The organism is Planifilum fimeticola, assembly GCF_003001905.1.
In the GTDB taxonomy this organism is placed as follows: domain Bacteria; phylum Bacillota; class Bacilli; order Thermoactinomycetales; family DSM-44946; genus Planifilum; species Planifilum fimeticola.
The window spans coordinates 36,580-53,757 of the sequence record NZ_PVNE01000015.1; the positions used below are offsets into that span (position 1 = coordinate 36,580).

General features: G+C 58.6%; 21 protein-coding genes. 10 read left to right on the forward strand and 11 right to left on the reverse strand.

The genetic code is table 11. The features are described 5' to 3' along the window. Positions 1 to 346: 346 nt before the first annotated feature. The 3 genes from CLV97_RS10285 to CLV97_RS10295 form a co-directional block, all read right to left on the reverse strand. The gene (locus tag CLV97_RS10285) at positions 347 to 2,092 is read right to left on the reverse strand and encodes a Rieske (2Fe-2S) protein (protein WP_106345441.1); all 1,746 of its coding nucleotides are present in this window, start codon (positions 2,090 to 2,092) and stop codon (positions 347 to 349) included. A gap of 232 nt (positions 2,093 to 2,324) precedes the next feature. Continuing rightward, positions 2,325 to 3,398: a phosphotransferase gene (locus CLV97_RS10290; RefSeq protein ID WP_106345442.1), complete on the reverse strand. Its 1,074-nt coding sequence runs from the start codon at positions 3,396 to 3,398 to the stop codon at positions 2,325 to 2,327. A gap of 126 nt (positions 3,399 to 3,524) precedes the next feature. Continuing rightward, positions 3,525 to 4,304, reverse strand: a complete 780-nt coding sequence (locus CLV97_RS10295; protein ID WP_106345443.1) for an SDR family oxidoreductase — start codon at positions 4,302 to 4,304, stop codon at positions 3,525 to 3,527. Between the two features lie 210 nt (positions 4,305 to 4,514). Here CLV97_RS10295 and CLV97_RS10300 point away from each other — a divergent pair, with 210 nt between their 5' ends. Next, positions 4,515 to 5,063, forward strand: coding sequence for a phosphatidylglycerophosphatase A family protein (locus CLV97_RS10300; RefSeq protein ID WP_211295727.1), 549 nt, complete (start codon positions 4,515 to 4,517; stop codon positions 5,061 to 5,063). On the opposite strand, the gene CLV97_RS10305 is transcribed toward CLV97_RS10300, so the two are convergent. The 5 genes from CLV97_RS10305 to CLV97_RS10325 all read right to left on the reverse strand — a co-directional run bounded on the left by CLV97_RS10305 (position 5,053) and on the right by CLV97_RS10325 (position 8,913). Further along, positions 5,053 to 6,018: an MBL fold metallo-hydrolase gene (locus CLV97_RS10305; RefSeq protein ID WP_170070452.1), complete on the reverse strand. Its 966-nt coding sequence runs from the start codon at positions 6,016 to 6,018 to the stop codon at positions 5,053 to 5,055. The genes CLV97_RS10300 and CLV97_RS10305 overlap by 11 nt on opposite strands. Before the next feature lie 16 nt (positions 6,019 to 6,034). After that, entirely contained in the window at positions 6,035 to 6,802 is a 768-nt protein-coding gene (locus tag CLV97_RS10310) for a TIGR01457 family HAD-type hydrolase (RefSeq protein WP_106345445.1), read from the reverse strand. Continuing rightward, the gene (locus tag CLV97_RS10315) at positions 6,799 to 7,530 is read right to left on the reverse strand and encodes a class I SAM-dependent methyltransferase (protein ID WP_106345446.1); all 732 of its coding nucleotides are present in this window, start codon (positions 7,528 to 7,530) and stop codon (positions 6,799 to 6,801) included. The genes CLV97_RS10310 and CLV97_RS10315 overlap by 4 nt, the downstream gene beginning before the upstream one ends. Positions 7,531 to 7,747: 217 nt before the next feature. After that, on the reverse strand, positions 7,748 to 8,386 hold the full coding sequence (locus CLV97_RS10320; protein WP_425440560.1) for a helix-turn-helix transcriptional regulator: 639 nt from the start codon (positions 8,384 to 8,386) through the stop codon (positions 7,748 to 7,750). A 92-nt stretch (positions 8,387 to 8,478) separates the two neighbouring features. Continuing rightward, positions 8,479 to 8,913, reverse strand: coding sequence for a DUF86 domain-containing protein (locus tag CLV97_RS10325; RefSeq protein ID WP_170070453.1), 435 nt, complete (start codon positions 8,911 to 8,913; stop codon positions 8,479 to 8,481). Between the two features lie 255 nt (positions 8,914 to 9,168). On the opposite strand from CLV97_RS10325, the gene CLV97_RS10330 reads away from it, so the two are divergent. From CLV97_RS10330 to CLV97_RS10345, 4 genes are all read left to right on the forward strand, one after another. Then, positions 9,169 to 9,699 (forward strand): manganese efflux pump, encoded by a 531-nt coding sequence (locus CLV97_RS10330; RefSeq protein WP_170070454.1) that lies wholly within the window; start codon positions 9,169 to 9,171, stop codon positions 9,697 to 9,699. A gap of 76 nt (positions 9,700 to 9,775) precedes the next feature. Continuing rightward, complete coding sequence (locus CLV97_RS10335) at positions 9,776 to 10,699, forward strand: DUF4349 domain-containing protein (protein ID WP_245891473.1); 924 nt, start codon at positions 9,776 to 9,778, stop codon at positions 10,697 to 10,699. Between the two features lie 128 nt (positions 10,700 to 10,827). Then, a complete protein-coding gene (locus CLV97_RS10340; protein ID WP_342749792.1) occupies positions 10,828 to 11,091 on the forward strand; it encodes a ferritin family protein in 264 nt (87 codons plus the stop codon). Between the two features lie 60 nt (positions 11,092 to 11,151). Then, the gene (locus CLV97_RS10345) at positions 11,152 to 11,523 is read left to right on the forward strand and encodes a spore coat protein (protein ID WP_106345451.1); all 372 of its coding nucleotides are present in this window, start codon (positions 11,152 to 11,154) and stop codon (positions 11,521 to 11,523) included. 52 nt (positions 11,524 to 11,575) lie between these two features. Here CLV97_RS10345 and CLV97_RS10350 read toward each other — a convergent pair whose 3' ends face one another. Beyond that, the gene (locus CLV97_RS10350) at positions 11,576 to 12,199 is read right to left on the reverse strand and encodes a LysE/ArgO family amino acid transporter (protein WP_106345452.1); all 624 of its coding nucleotides are present in this window, start codon (positions 12,197 to 12,199) and stop codon (positions 11,576 to 11,578) included. A gap of 212 nt (positions 12,200 to 12,411) precedes the next feature. Between CLV97_RS10350 and CLV97_RS10355 the strand changes: the two genes are divergently transcribed. The 3 genes from CLV97_RS10355 (at position 12,412) to CLV97_RS10365 (ending at position 13,751) form a co-directional block, all read left to right on the forward strand. Then, positions 12,412 to 13,065, forward strand: coding sequence for a MerR family transcriptional regulator (locus CLV97_RS10355; RefSeq protein WP_106345453.1), 654 nt, complete (start codon positions 12,412 to 12,414; stop codon positions 13,063 to 13,065). Between the two features lie 80 nt (positions 13,066 to 13,145). After that, a complete protein-coding gene (locus tag CLV97_RS10360) occupies positions 13,146 to 13,412 on the forward strand; it encodes a DUF3055 domain-containing protein (RefSeq protein ID WP_106345454.1) in 267 nt (88 codons plus the stop codon). Positions 13,413 to 13,463: 51 nt separating this feature from the next. Further along, a complete protein-coding gene (locus CLV97_RS10365; RefSeq protein WP_106345486.1) occupies positions 13,464 to 13,751 on the forward strand; it encodes a hypothetical protein in 288 nt (95 codons plus the stop codon). A gap of 47 nt (positions 13,752 to 13,798) precedes the next feature. Here the strand turns inward: CLV97_RS10365 and CLV97_RS10370 are convergent, their stop codons facing one another. Further along, complete coding sequence (locus tag CLV97_RS10370) at positions 13,799 to 14,125, reverse strand: YutD family protein (RefSeq protein ID WP_245891470.1); 327 nt, start codon at positions 14,123 to 14,125, stop codon at positions 13,799 to 13,801. A gap of 196 nt (positions 14,126 to 14,321) precedes the next feature. Between CLV97_RS10370 and CLV97_RS10375 the strand changes: the two genes are divergently transcribed. Then, positions 14,322 to 14,945, forward strand: coding sequence for a YhcN/YlaJ family sporulation lipoprotein (locus tag CLV97_RS10375; RefSeq protein WP_106345455.1), 624 nt, complete (start codon positions 14,322 to 14,324; stop codon positions 14,943 to 14,945). Between the two features lie 64 nt (positions 14,946 to 15,009). Here the strand turns inward: CLV97_RS10375 and lipA are convergent, their stop codons facing one another. Continuing rightward, the gene (gene lipA / locus CLV97_RS10380) at positions 15,010 to 15,885 is read right to left on the reverse strand and encodes a lipoyl synthase (protein WP_245891471.1); all 876 of its coding nucleotides are present in this window, start codon (positions 15,883 to 15,885) and stop codon (positions 15,010 to 15,012) included. Positions 15,886 to 16,103: 218 nt separating this feature from the next. On the opposite strand from lipA, the gene CLV97_RS10385 reads away from it, so the two are divergent. Then, complete coding sequence (locus CLV97_RS10385) at positions 16,104 to 17,147, forward strand: M23 family metallopeptidase (RefSeq protein ID WP_425440561.1); 1,044 nt, start codon at positions 16,104 to 16,106, stop codon at positions 17,145 to 17,147. Positions 17,148 to 17,178 lie beyond the last annotated feature (31 nt).

Sequence of the window (17,178 nt, forward strand, 5' to 3'; positions counted from 1 at the left end):
CCGCTTTTTGTGCGGACGTTTTTGACTCTTAAGCCGGCAGCGCATGTCTCTGCCCCGCGGTCTGAAAGGATCGTGACAACGAATTTCGCAGGTTTGTCTGGGCGCGATGGAGGGGTTGTGCCGGAAGCGAATTCGCCATGCGGGCGAAGCGGCGTGCGCAATCCCCAGTCATCCGACAAGGGATTTTTGCGACGGTGGAAGGGATCGCACCGTTTTTCCGTCCCCGAAAGGCGCGTCGGCCGTCGCGGCTCCTTGACCGGGGCCATTGGCGGGATCAGCGCCGATCCATTTTATGCCATTTGGCGTAGGGGCACTCTTGTCCCTCTTCCCGCGTCAATGCGCCGCCTCATGCGCTTGCTTCCGAATCCTCGAACAGCTTCTCGCCCCGGTGCAGGCGCAGGGCGATATGGGCCGTCTGGGCCATCTCCCGGGCGGTGGGCGCATGGGCGGCCAGATAACGGGTCAACGCGATGATCAGCGTGTCTTGGGCCCGGCGGGACAGGGGGCTGTCCACCTCGGCCCAGCGATCGTGTTCCACCAGTGCCGCCTCGAACATCTGGAAGGTGTGGAATTCGGCGTCTTCCCGGAGAAGAGCGTGGCCGAGGGTTTGGAACAATGCTCCCTTTTCCCCTCCACGGCTCAGGTAGCCAGCCACCCATTCCGCCGCTTCCTTCACCTGTTGCTGCTTTTCCATGATATCCAGCAACTCTCGGAGATCCCCCGGCCTTCCCCGGACATCCTCCTCCACCTGGGGCAGCCGGGCGGCGGGAACATTGAGGAACCGGTCGAGATAGACGCTGACCGCACCGTGGAACACCGCCCGCGTCAGCTCCGGGGTGGGGGAACGGCGCAAGCTCTCATGAACGGCATGGGCGTGGGTAAAGGTGTGCAGCGCGGTGATCCAATCGGAAAAGTCGTTCTGCACATGAAAGCGGGCGATCCGCTCCGCGGCGGCAAGGGCGACGAGACGAGCCAGGGAAACCGGGGACAGCCCTTTTTTCAGCGCGGCGGCCATGGCATCGATCATCTCCAGGGGGCGGTCGCTCAAAATCAGCTCCAGAAGGGCCTCTTCGTCCACCGGCTCCTCCTTCCCCGGCGGCGGACCCGTCAATCCTTCCGCAAACACCGTCTCAAGGGGGGTGACCAGGTCCACCGGCGACTGCCAACTGTGCAGTTCCTCGCTGCGGACGGCATCGGCCATCTGGGGAAGGAGCGAGGTGAGAACCCGGTTCCGCAGTCCCTCCCCCACATGGGCGAGCATCTCAAAGGCCTTGTTGTGGAAGTCCAGAGCGTGACCGCCATTCATGTAAAAATGATCGGTCACCGCCGTCATCATCATGTCCGCCAATTGCCGCTCCGTCGCACCGTCGCGGATCGCGGTAAGGAGAACGCGCTCCGCGCCGGCCGTATCCCGGACCTCCAGGCAGCGGCGGTACCACCCGGCCAACCTTTCCATGGAGTTCCCCTCTACGGGCAAGGGACGCTGCAGAAACCGGGTACCCGCACCGGCCGCCTCCCGGGCCACATGAACCAGTCCCTGGTAAAGGGCCAATATCCGGCCCGTTTCATCCAGCTTGGGAAGAACGTTCATCATCGCCGTCAAAATCGTAAGACCCGACCTCCACCCGCCGCGGCGGTGCGTCGTGCCGAACTCCACCCCGATGCGGGCGATCTCCTCCGCCGGTACTCCCTTGTGGACCAGTCCGACCACGGCCTTGGCGATCACCAGCGAGAGGTTTTGTTCCAACCCCTTGCGGAGGCGCCGCTTCCATTCCTCCACCCCACCTTCGCGGCGGGGAACGGGAAGCACCCACACCTCACCGTCGCGCACTTCGACGGGATAGGTGGTGGCATCGTCCGCCCAGGGATCCAGCGTTCCTCCGCTCTTCACGTCAAAACGGGCGTGATGCCAGTGGCAGGTGAGAATGCCGTCGCACAAACTGCCCATGTGCAGCGGAAAGCCCATGTGCGGGCACCGGTTGTCCAGGGCGACGACTTCCCCCTCGTGATGGATCACCAGAATTCCCTCCACCACCTTATGGCCCTTCTCCTTCAACTCAACCAGGTCGCCTGCGCATATCCATTCCTTCATCAGAGAAGTCCTCCTTTAATCCGGATGAAAGGAAATCCAGGGGAAGAATTTTCGGAAACTTTCCCCGGCCACATTATAACCCCGCCGAAGCGCAAAATCAATACTTTTTATACAAAAAAGTTTTTTATATATCAAATCCTTCCTCTCCCCCCTTGAACCGTCGGACGAGCCAACGCGGGGCAGGCGGGCGCGCCCCGACCTTGTAGCTGTCGGGACATTCCCTTCACTTCTTTCAAATCCGCCGTTCCAACCAATCCACCCGCGGGAGCTTCCACCCGAGGGTCCCCTCGACCAGGTCGGGAAAGCGGCGCAACAGGGAAAGCTTCTTTTCCTCCACGGCAACCGCCTGCGCCAGGTGGAAGACCGCCCGGTCAGGGGAGAGGGATTGCTCCCCGTAGATCCGATCCAACACGCGCATCAAGCGATGGGGATAGAGAAAAAGAGCGTAAATCAGGGAGAGTTCCTCCTCCATCAAGCGGTCCGCACGCTGATACTCCGTCAGGAGGACGGCCAGCAGATCGAGGTCTCCGGTGCGTCCGTAGGCGTACAACAGCCATTGGGCGACGTCCCGGGCCCGCGCGTCCCATGCCATCCGGTTCCAATCGATGAACCGCACCGCTCCCCTCTCATCCCGAAGCAGATTTCCCCCGTGCAGGTTGCCGTGGCAGACCAATCCCCTACTCGCAATCTCCGGAGCCAGGGGATCCACCCCCGACCGATGGAGATACCGAAGGGCGTTCTCCGCCATGCCCTCGGCATAGGGAGCCGCATCCCGGAAGGCGGCATCCAGCTCGCCTGCGGAGCTGCTCCAATCGACGGCTACCCGGTAGAGGCCGATCCGGTCGATGGCCCTTTCCCAAGTGCGGGGCCAGAAAACGCGCAAGCGAAACGAGGATGGACGGAACCCCCTCGTTCCCGCGTGAAGCCGGGCCAACCCTTTGGAGGTGTCCCGGAAATCCTTCGGGCGGGTATAGGAAACGGGTTTCCCGAGAATCCAGGGAAGCAGGACGTAGCTTTGGACATAGCCGGCGAAGGTAAACCCTCCTGAACGGGTGCGAATTGGGACGGGAATCCGGCCGGCTTCCGCGGCGAGCAGGTGCCGCCCCACCTCGGCCACCCCTCGCCAGTGGGACTCGCCTCCCTCCCCCGCCCGTTTCAAGGCGAAAGTTCCCCGGTTGGTATCGATTTTCAGCACGCCGCCCACCGGTACGGCCCCCTCGAGGCGCAGTCCGTAATGGGCCATAAGCAGCTCGCCGATCCTCTCTTCACCGGTCCAACGGGCCACCTTTTCCCAAACTGCGGACATCTTCAATCCCCTCCGCTCGACTACTGCCTATATCACCGTATGTCCCCGGGGGGAGGATCTTTCCGTTTTTTGTGAGATGCCCGGTCAGCAGAACAAAAAAGTTGCGCTCCGGGGCGCAACCCTGAACTACCTTCCCGCTTTGGAAACCGGATGAATGACGTCCAGACCTCCGGTGACATTGATGATGTTGCCCGTCACAAAATCCGAATCCGCTTCGCACAAAAACCGGATCACGCGGGCCACATCCTCCCCGGATCCCGGACGCCCCCGCGGTGTTTCCTCATCCCGCTGTCCGCTCACTTCATCGATGCGCTTTTCTTTGTTCTCCCCGACGATGTCTCCCGGGCAAACCATGTTGACGGTGATGCCGAAAGGCGCCTCTTCGACGGCCACGCTCTTGACGAAGGAAACGAGCCCCGTCTTCGCCGCGGCATAGACTGCCCGGTCCGGCCATGCGGGGGCTTCACCCGCTCGTCCGAAACCGAAGAGGAGGATCCGACCGCCCCCCTGCCGGCGCATGTGCGGCAAAACGGCGCGAACGGCATGGAGGGCGCTTCGAAAATTGCCGTCGATCAGTTCGTCGATCTCCTCCGGGGTGTATTCGGCAAAGCGCCGCCGTTCCCGTATGAAGGGACCCACGGCGTGAACCAGGGCGTCCACCCTGCCGAAGCGCTCCATCACCCGGCGAACCAGAGCATCCACTTCACCGGTGCGGGTGAGATCTCCCTGAAAGATTTCCGCCGTCCGCCCGGCGTCCCTCAACCGGCCGCACAATTCCCGGGCGGCTTTCTCATTTCTTCGAAAATTGAGGGCGACGGCCCATCCCGCTTCCGCCAGGAGCGTGGCCGCCATGCGCCCCAATCCCCTCGCGCTTCCCGTAATCAGCGCCGTCGGCTGCTCACTCATATCCACCCTCCTTGGAAGTTTGGTGAAAAAAGCACCGCAACCGAAGGGAGGCGCCGCTTCCGGCCACGGCCCAAGCGCCGGGCGACACGCCCCCACCGCATTCCGTTTCCTATTTTCGCAGACTCCCCATAACCGGGGATCAGGACCCATTCATATTCCTCCGGACGGCGGCAACAATATCCCTGTAACCCTCGGGAGGAGGTTGAATGCGTGCAAACAGAGCAGAATGTCGCAACGGAAGATTCGATCCACCGGACCACCCTGGATTGGCTCCGCAAACGGGGAGTCCGACTGGAGGACATCGCCGACCTGGTGTACCGGCTGCAGGGGGAATTTTATCCCGACCTCTCCCTGGCCGAATGCACCTATCATGTGGAGCGGGTCTTGCAAAAGCGGGAGGTGCAGAACGCCGTCCTGACCGGCATTCAGCTGGACCTCCTCGCCGAGAAAAAACAGCTGCTGGATCCCCTTCAACATCTGATCTTTCAGGATGAATCCCTTTACGGGGTGGACGAAATCCTGGCCACCTCGATTCTTCATATCTACGGCAGCATCGGGATGACCAACTACGGCTATATCGACCGGGTGAAGCCGGGCATCCTGGGCCGCCTCAACAACAAGGAGGACGGACAAATCCACACTTTCCTGGACGATTTGGTCGGCGCCATCGCCGCCGCGGCCGCCGCCCGCCTCTCCCACAGCCGAAAGAGGGCCCAGGACCGCCGAAGCGGAAAACCCCCGGACGATCTTACGGATTGAGGGCGTAAACCAGGGTTTTTCCCCGCTCCTCCAGGGTTATTTCCCCGCGATGACGCAGATACTCCAGATGGGCCAAGGTTTCCGAGAGGGCGAAGCGCAAATTGTGGATCGACAGATTGCGGCCGAAGATCTCGAAACAGATTTCCGCCGCCGGAAGCGGTCCCCCCTCCAGGAGACTTTTCATCCGATCCAGCCGGACCCGGTGGTGTTCCTTCAATGCCTCGATCCGTTCCCGGTAGGTGTCGAAGGCGGGTCCGTGGGCGGGGAACACCCGCTTCACCGGGAGGTTTTCCATTTTTTCCAGGGTCGTCAGATACGACTTCAGGGGGTTGGGATCACATCCGGGCCACAGGCTGATATTGGGGGTGATTTTGGGCAGCAGGAAATCGCCCCCGATCAGCCACTGCCGTTCCGGATCATAAAAGCTCAGATGGCCGTCGGCGTGCCCCGGCGTGTGAAGGATCTGGTATTCCCGATCGCCGAGGCGGATCGTCTCTCCCCCCTGGATGAAGGTGGGTTCGGGATGGGGCTCCACCCATTTGCGAAAGTCCCGCAAATGTCCCGGAATCCGGGAAGTCCAATCCTCGGACAGGCCGTGCCGGGCGTACAATTCCGCCAAAACCTCCGGGGTGTCGGACTCTTCATCCCAAAAGAAGCGGGCCTGCTCCGCATCGGTCCGGGACATCAGCACCGGCGCCCCCGTCACCTGCTGCAGTTTCCCGGCCAGCCCGTAATGGTCGGGATGGTAGTGGGTGAGAACGATCTTGTCCACCTCATCCCAACGCCAGCCCATCTCCTTACGGGTCTGTTCCCACAAGGCCCAATCCTCCTCGCAATTGAGCCCGGCATCGATCAGGGTGTACCCGCCGGATCCCCGTACGACGTACGCTTTGATGATTTTGAGAGGAAACGGCAAGGGCAGAGGTACTTCGGTCAAGTCTTCCCAATGATTCATCCTTTGACTCCCCCAATCAGAAAAAGTTCCAGTCGCGGAGATCCTCCAAAGCATGGGTCGGCCGGATCTCGGAGGAATGGCAGTCCCCCGGGTCGGTCACCCCGGTGAAAACCAACAGCGTGTCCATGCCCGCATCCCTGCCTCCCCGGATATCCGTCTCCAGGTTGTCACCGACCACCAGCGTCTCTTCCGGCGAAGTGCCGAGCCGCTCCAGAGCGTAGCGGAAAATCAGCGGTTCCGGCTTGCCGGTAAACACCGGATTCACCCCCGACGCAGCGGCGACGGCGGCGCACAGGGAGCCGTTTCCCGGCAACAGACCCTCCTCCGAGGGGATGACCCGATCGCCGTTGGTTCCGACAAAGCGGGCGCCCGCCCGGATCTCCAGACAGGCCCGCTTCAACTTGTCGTAACAAAATTGCCGGTCGATCCCGACCACCACGGCATCCGCCTTCTCCTGAACCAACCGGCACCCCGCTTCCTGCAGGGCCGAAAGAAGGCCTTCCTCGCCGATGGCGTACACTCTCGGCCGGTCTCCCTTCCCGGTCAAGAGGCGCGCCGCCGCCTGAGCGGAGGTAAACACCTGCTCCGCGTCCGCCGGAAAGCCCAGCCGGCGCAGTTTTTCCGCCACCTGCCCGGGGGTTCGGGAAGAGTTGTTGGTCAAATACAGGTGGGGGATGCCTTTCTTCCGCAGCTGTCCGACAAAAAATTGCGCTCCCGGGATCGCCTGGTCGCCCCTGAAAAGGGTGCCGTCCAGATCGAGAATATAGCCCCTGTAACGCTTCATCCGGATCTGCGCCCCGCAATGATCATTCGCCGGCTGTGCTCCGAGTGGGGATTTCCTTCAAAATCCCCCCACACCTGCTGGACGGAGAGGCCGGCCCGCCGCATCATATCCTCCATCTGATCCCGGGCATACATCTTCACCCGTTCCTCATACCGCCTGGAACCCCGCACGTCGGACACGAAAATCCGCTTGCAAACCACATCCCCTTCAATCCATCGCTCTTCCCGGATCTTCACCCCGTCCTCCTCCCGCTCGCTCACGGGCACAAGGTCCCGGATCACCGCGGAGCGGTTGAGGAAATCGATCAAAAAGCGCCCCCCGGGTTTCAGCACGCGGCGGATTTCGGCCAGAACCCGTTCATTGTCCCGATCCTCCACAAAATACCCGAAGGAGGTAAACAGGTTGAGAACCACATCAAACATCTCCTTCGAGAACGGGAGGGAGCGCATGTCCCCGTGGACGAAACGAACGGGAAGCCCCTTCGAGAGCGTTGCCGCATAGGACAACAGGGTTTCCGACAGATCCAACCCGGTCACACGGTATCCCCGCCGCGCAAGGGCGATGGAGTGGCGTCCCGTTCCGCAGCACAAATCCAGTATGTGATCTCTCGGGCTCAAATTCAGCCACTCGACGATCGAATCGACTTCAGCTTCCGCATCGGCCATCGTCCGATGGCGATACACCAACAGGTAGTCTTCTCCGAAGCTTTCTTTAAACCATTCCGACACACGCGTCTCCTCCCCCGGATGTTGACAAACGCATAAATACATTTTACCACAACAGGCCGAAAGCCAATGAAGGCCCGCCGTAAAACAAAAAAGAACGACACCGATCGTGCCGCTCTGATCGCGCCTCGCCATTGGTTCATGAATCTACCCAGAGAAAACCCATATTTTTGTAAAATATGGAAGTTTCGTTGAATAAATCTTCCCCTCCGGCGCGTCCTTACCTCTTCACCGCTTCCCGCGGCCGAATGATGTAGGTGCAGTTTCTTCCTCCTTTGGCCTTGCACTCCACCCGCTCCACATCGGCGGACAGGACGCTGCGAAACCAGTTGATCTCGGCGGAACAAGCCTGGTTGTAACAGCAGGCCACTTCCGAGATGGGACAATTGAATTCGGTCAGGACAAAGGTGCCGTCCTCCCGCGATTCCCACCGGACCATGTAACCTTTTTCATCCTGCAGTTCAGCCAGGGTCTTGACGCGCTCCTCCAACGACTCCCCCTCGAAGAGGTTCCGGTACTCCTCCGTCAACCGCCTCTCCCGCCGACGGAACAAATTGTCGATGGCCGAGGAACCTTCCGCGTTCTCCAGATCCCGCAGGATGTCCAAAGTGAATGTATGATAATTTTTCGGGAAAAGGTCTTCCGCTCGTTCGGTCAGATCATATTGGTTCGTGGGACGGCCCATCGATTGCCTGAGCAGGCGGGACTGGATCAGATTGTCTCGCTCCAGTGTCTGGAGATGGCGGCGAACGGCCATCTCGGTGATGCCCAGTTTGGCCGCCAGATCACTGACCGTCATCGGACCTTCCGTCTTCAACAAATATAAAATCTGCTTGCGAGTCGAGGTGATTTCCTCCACCTTCTTCACCTGCCCTTTCTATTATTTTACCCGAATTCCTGCTATAAGTAAATTTATTAAACAGATATCTTAAAAAAGGCTTCCGATGACCTTCACGTGCCCAATTCCTGACGCAGATAGTCCCGGACCCACTTGTCAAAGGACGAGAGAAGCTCCGATTGATCCCCGTGATCCTCCACCTCGCCGGGGGACAATTCATCGTACTTCCGAACCAACCGGTCCCGGAACCGCACCAATTCCCGGATCCGTTCGGCCCCCTCCTTCGGTATCACCCGCTCATCCTCCAAAATGTCCACGATGTCGAGGTATCCCCCGGGATCTCTCATGATGAAGCCGTCGATCATCGTCGTCCCCACGTCGATCATGCATTCCACGGCCAGGTGGAGCGCCCGGGACGCGGCAAAAAAGAGCACCGGATCCCCTTCCCGCTCTCCGCGACGGCGTTTCGTCTCCTCCAGCACGGCGACGCATTCCCGGAGCACCTTCAACTGCCGCTCGATCCGATCCGTATCCACATCGTACACCACATCGGTTCCCCCCATCCGTCATCAGTGCATATCAACAACATTTTAGCGCATCCCCAACCGCACAAAAACCGTTATCCGCTCTCCAACAATTCCCTTCCTTTTCCTACACCTGCCCGTCCGACCGAAAGGCGGCACACATACACTGATGGAAAACCAATGCGAACCTCAAAGCTTTTGCAGTTTCGCCGATCCTCCGGAAAACCCGCCGAATCCCCCTCGGCCAACCACCATTTTTATATGACGGAAGGTGATCGGATGTCTCTCCTCGCAGCCATGATTCTCGCTTCCTTCGCCGCCAATGTGGACAACGTCGGTATCGGAATCGAAAAAACGTCAAAGGGAGAACGGATTCCCTTTCAGGCGCTTTTCGCCCTGTTCTCCGTCACCGCTGTTTTCTCCTCCCTTGCGGTCCAACTGGGTCTTTGGCTCGAGGGAAAAATTCCTTCCCAATATGTCGAATGGACCTGCGGCATCCTGCTCGGTTTCGTCGGCCTTCGCGTTTCGCTTCCGGGGCAGGATCCCTCCCGCAAAGTCGCCCTGCTTGAACGCAAATGGTGGATGTTTGCCTTCAGCCAGTCTCTCAACAATCTTTCCATGGGACTGAGCGGAGGCTTTCTCGGCTTTCACCCGGTGCTTTTCGGGATCACGCTGGGAGGCGCGAGCAGTTTCCTGTTATGGACCGGCACCCGGATCGGGATCCGCCTGCAAAGCACCCACATCGCTTGGATGCATCGCCTGGGCGGTGCCTTTCTCCTCCTCATCGCCGCGCTTCAATTCCTCCGATAAAAAGGGAACGAACTGCAACTTTTCTCTCCTTTCTTCGTCTGAAAAGCAGAGACGAAGGGAGGAACCCGACGTGAAGATGTGGCAAAGGATCGGATTCGCCTTATTGGTGATCACCCTGCTGGCGGGGTGTTCAACGGAAAAGGCATCCCCGCAGCTGCCCGAGAATCGGACCGTGCAAAAGAGCCTGGTAGAACCGCTGGATGCCAAGAACGAAGCGATGGGTTCCCAGTCTTCCGCTCCCTCTTCGACGGAGACGGCCCTGAAAAAGGCCGAAGAACCGCGCGCCGCGGCGGATGAGGAGGTGCCGCCGGAGCAAAAGGTGATTTACCGGGCTGATGTGCAAATGCGCGTCTCCCGCTTTAAACAGGCACGGGAACAGTTAGAGAAGGAAGCCCGGAAGCTGGGCGGCTACATCGTCAATGAGTCGGAATCGAGGGACGATCGAACCCTCCGGGGAACCATCGTGTTCCGCATTCCCCAACAGCGCTTTCAAGACTTTCTCTCCTCCCTGGAAAAGTGGGCGGTGGAAATCCCTTCGAAACAGATTCAGGGCACCGACGTCACCGAGGAGTACGTGGATCTGAAATCCCGCCTCCGGGCCAAGCAAGCCGTGGAGAAGCGGCTGCTGGAATTGATGAAACAGGCGAAGAAGCCGGAAGATCTTCTGAACATCACCAATCACTTGTCCCAGGTGCAGGAGGAGATCGAACGGATCAAGGGACGCATGCGCTATCTGGATGACCGGATCGATTATGCGACGGTCACCGTCAACCTGGAACAGCCGGTCGTGCTGGAAAACCCCAACGCGGGGCTATGGCAACAAATCCTCCAATCCTTTGTCGATTCCACCGCCTGGCTGCTGAACGCCTTCCGGAGAGCGCTGGTTTTCCTGGCCGCCGCCCTTCCCCCGCTTCTGATCCTGGCGGCGATCGGCATCCCCCTGTGGAATCGATATCGCCGCCGCAGAGCTTCCGCGCCGCAACCTCCGGATGAAAACTAAACCGTGCGAAAAACCGGACGGAAAATTTTCCTCCGGTTTTTCGTCTTTTAAAAGCGGAAGGCGAATAGGATCTCCAAGATCTTCAAACAATGAGACAAGATGGTGAAACACGGAAAGGAGTGAGACGGTTGCAACTGTCCACCAAGGATCTCCACTATCTGAAGGATGAGCTTTCCTGGGAACTTTTGGCCATGAAAAAATGCCATCACTACGCCCAGGAATGCCAGGATCCCGAAATTCGCCAACTGCTCGACCGGATCGGAAAGATTCATCAACAACATTACCAAATCCTGCTGAATCAGCTGAATCCGTCCGGTCAGCCGACCATGCAGTCCCCCGCGGGAACCCAGTCGACATACCCCGCCTCATGCTGGGGAAACATGCAGTCGTAAGCCGCAACCCGCACCCGCGGGGGATTTGACGAAAAAAATTGCACAAAGGAGGATCCCGATATGCAATGGCAGTCCCAAGATCCCTCCTCTCCCTACCATCCGCAGGGAACACCTTCTGGGGGGCAGCAGCAGCAGACCGGCCTCCCCCGAGTAAAGGGGCCGGAAATGAACGACCGGGACCGGATCAATGATGTGATGGCGACGGAAAAATACCTGACCACCGCGTACAACATCGCCGTCAACGAGGCGAGCACCGAACAGCTCTACCGGACCCAGATGAACCTTCTGAACGAACTGCATCAATGTCAACGGGATTTGTTCAACCTGATGCACCGGAAGGGCTGGTACAAACTCGATCAAGCCCAGGCACAGGACGTCTACCAAACCGCCCAGCAATTTTCCAACTACCAAACCCAGTTTCCCTATTCGTGAGGGCTGTGCCGCCCCATCGGCGGCACGCCTTCGGTCCCGCCAGGCGGGGTGCCTACGGCAAGCCGTCACCCAACAACAGAACCGTCATATAAACCGCACTCGCCCAGATAAAGAAGGCCGACAGCTTGTTCAACACCGGGATGAATCCCGGTTTCATTTTTTTCAACACCCGCCCGGCGACGGCCAAAAAGACAAACCACAAAAAGGAGACCAGGATGCAGGCGACAGTGAAGCCCATTTTCTCGGCGCCCGCATATTGCAGGGAACTGGCTCCGATCACCCCCACCGTATCCATGATGGCGTGCGGGTTGAGCAGAGAAACCGAACCTGCGAACATCACCTGTTCCCTCGGGGAAATGGCCGACCCCGTCTGCCGCTCTTCCGGGGAATCTCCCCCGCTCCGCCAGGTGACCCAGCCCATGTACAAAAGAAAGAGCACTCCGATGCCCAGCAGGGCGTAGCGGAGCCAGTTCACCGTCAGCACCACCAGGGATACCCCCGTCACCGCGAGCAGGATGAGCATCGCGTCGCAGAATGTGGCCGTCAAGACGGCGGGCATTGCGCGCACCAGGCGGGGTTGGATCGCCCCCTGGTTGAAAATGAACACATTTTGCACGCCCAGCGGCAAAATGAGGCCCAACGCCAACACCAGTCCGTGAACAAAAGCCAGCAGCAATTCGTCCCCTCCCCGATATTTGTATCAATAAGCCAATATGTATACGATTTTCTTTCGCTCTGCAAGACCTGAATGCTCCGTCCCATCGAAAGGCTTGTCAAAGTCTCGATTTGTTTGTTCTTTGATGACATCCTTTGTCGCTCAGGAAGGAATAATCAGTTCATCCTCGAATTGGTAATGATGAAGCATGCCAATCGGGGAGGGTAATTGGTATGGAAAAAAAGCACATCACCACCCGGGAGGCCGCGGAACGGCTGCGGGTTCACGCTCGGACCATCCGCAAATGGATTGATGTGTTTGAGGATTACATTCATCCCGAGGTGAACGACCGCGGTCATTACATCTTCTCCGAAGAAGGGTTCCGCCGGCTGGCCGAAATTCAAACCCGCCTGCAAAAACCGAACAAATCGATGCGCCAGGTTCGCCAGGAACTCATCCAGGAGGGAAAACTGGAACAACCGCCCGCGGAGGGCCCGGAATTCCTGGATGACATCGACCCGGACACCAAGGTGGCCCCCTTTATGAGCGCCGAAAAGGCGTACAGGTACATGATGGACACGGTAAACGCCATCAATGACACGCTGGAGGAATTGTCGGGCCGGATGCAGCGGATGGAAGACCAGGTGATCAATCTGTACGGAGCCTTGGAAAAATTGGAAAACAGAATGACCACCAAAAACGCCCTGTACGCTCCGGCCAAGGACGTGCAGAGCATGTTCGACGAGATCCGCAAAATGCATGAACAACTGAAGGCGGAATTGCGCAACGTCTCCTTCTCCCAGCGTTTGGCGGCGGCGACGGAGAGCCAATTCGTCCCCCGAAAAGAGCGAAAACCGAGGGCAGCTCGGTTTTTCGGAATATTTTAAGGAATGTTCGGGAATGGGAGACTCCCCTCCATCGTGTATAATGGAAATCGGAACAAAAATGCGGAAAAAGGAGAATCTCCATGTCAGAACCGATGTATCTGTATGACGAGGTGGAGGACACCCAGACCCGTTATGTGAGCTTTGTCGACGATACCTCCCGTTTCGACCTGGCCCTCATCACCACGGAACGCTTTTTCGGAAAAACCCTGGTGCTCAATCTCCAATCCAACCGTTATGCCATCATCGGCCAAGACGACCTGGAGGAGCCGGGGTATTTGGAGCAGGTGTACGGCATCAGCCCGGAAGAGGCGGAACGGTTGAAAAAATTCCTTCTCAGCGTGGTTTGACGGGGAATGAAATGCTCCCTCGCCGGTTATGTTAACGGCGAGGTGATCGAAATGAAACCGAAGCGGAATACCCCCTACACGGACGTGTCCACCGTGGAGTCGCTGCGAAACGAAGTGATTCCCGAGGAGTTCCCGGAAGGGCCCTACGGGGCGGCCCACAACGAGGATGTGCTGGGCAAGGAATCCCCGTGGTTCGCCTCCCAGCACGCCGCACCGCGGTTCACCTATGAAAACCGCGAATTTCACGAGGGGATCCCCCGTCAGGATCCGGGCAGCCACCCCACCCATGATGATCCCCGGAAGGATGAGGAGCTTCCGGAGGAAGAAAGTCGATATTAGAGACAAAAAAACCCACGCCATGTGGGTATATCATTTTTGAGGAGTTTTCAGATGCCGCTCTTGCGGCTTTTTTTTCGGACCTGCGCCTCCTTCTTGGAGGGAATTTGCTTCAGGACGAAGTAAGCGCAGCCGAAATTGCAATACTCATTCAGATACTCCTGCAGATAACCGATTTTGTTATCCCGGGTGGCCTTGGGATGACGGTCGGAAAAAAAACCCTTCAGCCGAAGTTGACCGTAACCCCAATCCCCCACGATGTAGTCATACTTTTTAAGGATGTCACTGTACCGCTTTCGGAAGGCCTCGGCGTTCCAGGCGTCATTGTGATTGGTCAACAGCTCGTATGTTTTTCCCTGAATATGGATGATATTCATGGTATCCAACCTCGATGTTTCTGCCTTTTTCTATCATCCATGGTACAATATCCAGGCAATAAAATACAATCACCCGAAGAGGATTGGACCCATCAATCTTGGACTTTTTTGGGTGAGTCCGCCGGTCCTTTCCACCTCCGTCCCTGCATACCCCCTTCCCGCCGGGGCACGCTATGGCTAGGAGGTGGCAAAGGTGATGAAGCAACGGGTTTTGGCTCTGGTTTCCTGTTTTTTCATTTCTCTGGCGGCCGCCTGCGCTCCCGCCGGTCAACGGCCCGAGGCGGACACCGACCAAACCTTGTTCAGGGACCGAACCGATGAGACCCCCGGCGCCTACGATTACGTGAACAGGGAAGCGCCCCGCGGAATCCGAATGGGCACCCAAAACCCGGTCGGTTACATCCGTTACCAAAAGGACAACAACCAACGCGGCGGACGGGCGCCCAACATCTACGTGGACCGGAACAACTTGGCCCGGCAAATCGCTTATCTGGTGACCAACCAGCGGGGGATCAAAGATGCCACCGTGCTGGTCACCGATGACCACGTGTTTGTAGGAATCAACGGGAATCAAGGGAAAAAATTGGATTACCAGACCCTGCGCCGGATCCGACAAACCGCTCTCAGCGTCACCCCGCGGTATTACCGGGTGCACGTCGTCAATGAAAACGCCCTGCTTCGCCGGATGAACGAGGTGGGAACGGGCCGCGCCCGCAATGATCTGCAACGGCTGCTCCGCGACCTGGGGGACACGACACCGCCCGGCGTGGGAACGCCCGGCATCATCCGACGCCCCGGTAAACCGCCGGTGCTCGATTGACCGAAGCGCGAAATGACGAAATCCCCCGCCGATGCGACGGGGGATTTCGCGTGATTTGCATCAATCATGAAAGGGCCCTTTGTGCCGACTTCACCTGCTCATGGGCGTGATACGAACTGCGTACCAGCGGACCCGACTCCACGTGGGAGAAGCCCCGCTTCAGCCCCTCCTCCTTCAGCCGGGCAAATTCTTCGGGGGTGTAGTACCGCTCGATGCGCAAATGTTTCTTGGTCGGCTGCAGGTATTGACCGATCGTCAAAATATCCACCCGGTTGGCCCGCAGATCGTCCATCGTCTCCAAAATCTCGGCCCACTCCTCGCCGACGCCCACCATGATGCTCGATTTGGTCGGAATGTCCGGCTGCATCTCCTTGGCCCGGCGGAGAAGCTCCAGGGACCGGTCATACTTCGCCTTGGCGCGCACCCTGTCGGACAGCCGCCGGACGGTTTCCACATTGTGATTCAAAATGTCCGGCCGCTCATCCATTACCGTCTTCAGGGCATCCCAATTGCCCTGGAAGTCGGGGATCAGCACCTCCACGCTGGTCAGCGGATTGCGCTTCCGAATCGCCCGGATCGTCGCGGCGAAGATGGCGGCTCCCCCGTCCTTCAGATCATCCCGGGCGACCGAAGTCACCACCGCATGCTTCAGCCCCATCTTTTCCACCGTTTCAGCGACCCGTTCCGGCTCCTGCCAGTCCAGCTCCGTCGGCAAGCCCGTTTTGACGGCACAAAACCGGCATGCCCGGGTGCAGATATCTCCCAGAATCATGAAGGTGGCCGTCCGGTTAACCCCCCAGCATTCATAGATGTTGGGACAACGGGCTTCCTCACAGACGGTGTGCAATGTCTTGCTCCGCATCATCCTCTTTATTTCATGAAAGTTTTCATTGGTGGTCAACCGGACCTTGAGCCACTCGGGTTTCCGTTCATATTTCATGATGGTTCCTCCCCGCAGGTTTACCTCCATTTTTTCCGCAGTCCCTTGCAACGAAACTCTCTGTCTATAATACCACAAATCGGGCGGGGCTAAGCCCATCCCTTCCCGACGCGGGAAAAAGGCGAGCCGATACCACAAAATACCGATATGAAAAGAGGGGCGGCGGACCAACCTAGGAATAAGACGGAAATCGTGGTGAGGAACTGATGGGGAAGAAAATGCTCACAATCTGGATCACACTTTGCATCGTCCTTATCGTCTTCCATATCCCTGCGAAGGCCGCCCCGTCCAACCCCGAAAAGGAACGGCTCCTTCTTTATCAGGGGATGGAGGCCGTCACGGGCATTCCATGGCCTTACCTCGCGGCGGTGGACCAATACGAACGAAACCTGAGGAGGCTCAACAAAGACCGGCCCGAGGAAAAGGGGCTGATCGCCATCCATATCCTTCCCCACCGATGGTCGGGTCCCTTCAACCCCGATCCGGATGACCGGGTTCCCGCATCGATCCGTTTCTTCGGAGGGATGGGACGGGACGCCGACGGGGACGGGAAGGCCGATCCGGAAAACGACATGGACGTCCTCTACTCCTTCGCCCGATATCTCGCCGAATTCGGCCGCACCCGGGATGACATCCGCATCGGGCTGTGGAAATATTATCGGCATCCGGTGGCGGTGGACATCATCACCCACATGGCCCGCATCTATGAAACCATGGGCAAGCTGGATCTGAAGGAAAACCACTTCCCGATTCCGCTGCACTACAATTACACTTACCGCAGCACCTGGGGAGACCGACGGGGCTGGGGAGGGCTGCGCATCCACGAAGGCACCGACATCTTCGCGGATTACGGCACACCGGTCCTCTCCACTTGTTACGGTTATGTGGAGTTGATGGGCTGGAACCGCTACGGAGGATGGCGGATCGGCATTCGGGATCTGTACAACAACTACCATTACTACGGCCATCTGAACGGTTTCAACAAGGAGATCAAACAGGGGGACGTGGTGAAACCCGGAACCGTCCTCGGCTATGTGGGCTCCTCGGGGTACGGCCCTCCCGGAACCGCCGGGAAGTTTCCGCCGCACCTCCATTTCGGCCTCTACACCTTCAACGGAAGCACCACCTATTCCGTCGATCCGTACCCCAGACTGCGCGCCTGGGAACGGGAGACCCGCAAACAGCTCAAGAAGCAGCAGAACCAAAAGCATAAGGCCCGCACCGGGTGGTTGCCGGTTCCCACCCAGGCCGTCCCCCGGTGAAACAAAAAAGCGATCCGAACCCCGAAGGCCC

Excerpts from the sequence above, each read along its gene's own strand:
- CLV97_RS10285 (WP_106345441.1), bottom strand. The coding sequence starts at position 2,092 with ATGAAGGAATGGATATGCGCAGGCGACCTGGTTGAGTTGAAGGAGAAG.
- CLV97_RS10290 (WP_106345442.1), bottom strand. The coding sequence starts at position 3,398 with ATGTCCGCAGTTTGGGAAAAGGTGGCCCGTTGGACCGGTGAAGAGAGG.
- CLV97_RS10295 (WP_106345443.1), bottom strand. The coding sequence starts at position 4,304 with ATGAGTGAGCAGCCGACGGCGCTGATTACGGGAAGCGCGAGGGGATTG.
- CLV97_RS10305 (WP_170070452.1), bottom strand. The coding sequence starts at position 6,018 with ATGAATCATTGGGAAGACTTGACCGAAGTACCTCTGCCCTTGCCGTTT.
- CLV97_RS10310 (WP_106345445.1), bottom strand. The coding sequence starts at position 6,802 with ATGAAGCGTTACAGGGGCTATATTCTCGATCTGGACGGCACCCTTTTC.
- CLV97_RS10330 (WP_170070454.1), top strand. The coding sequence starts at position 9,169 with ATGTCTCTCCTCGCAGCCATGATTCTCGCTTCCTTCGCCGCCAATGTG.
- CLV97_RS10335 (WP_245891473.1), top strand. The coding sequence starts at position 9,776 with ATGTGGCAAAGGATCGGATTCGCCTTATTGGTGATCACCCTGCTGGCG.
- CLV97_RS10345 (WP_106345451.1), top strand. The coding sequence starts at position 11,152 with ATGCAATGGCAGTCCCAAGATCCCTCCTCTCCCTACCATCCGCAGGGA.
- CLV97_RS10355 (WP_106345453.1), top strand. The coding sequence starts at position 12,412 with ATGGAAAAAAAGCACATCACCACCCGGGAGGCCGCGGAACGGCTGCGG.
- CLV97_RS10360 (WP_106345454.1), top strand. The coding sequence starts at position 13,146 with ATGTCAGAACCGATGTATCTGTATGACGAGGTGGAGGACACCCAGACC.
- CLV97_RS10365 (WP_106345486.1), top strand. The coding sequence starts at position 13,464 with ATGAAACCGAAGCGGAATACCCCCTACACGGACGTGTCCACCGTGGAG.
- CLV97_RS10370 (WP_245891470.1), bottom strand. The coding sequence starts at position 14,125 with ATGAATATCATCCATATTCAGGGAAAAACATACGAGCTGTTGACCAAT.
- CLV97_RS10375 (WP_106345455.1), top strand. The coding sequence starts at position 14,322 with ATGAAGCAACGGGTTTTGGCTCTGGTTTCCTGTTTTTTCATTTCTCTG.
- lipA (WP_245891471.1), bottom strand. The coding sequence starts at position 15,885 with ATGAAATATGAACGGAAACCCGAGTGGCTCAAGGTCCGGTTGACCACC.
- CLV97_RS10385 (WP_425440561.1), top strand. The coding sequence starts at position 16,104 with ATGCTCACAATCTGGATCACACTTTGCATCGTCCTTATCGTCTTCCAT.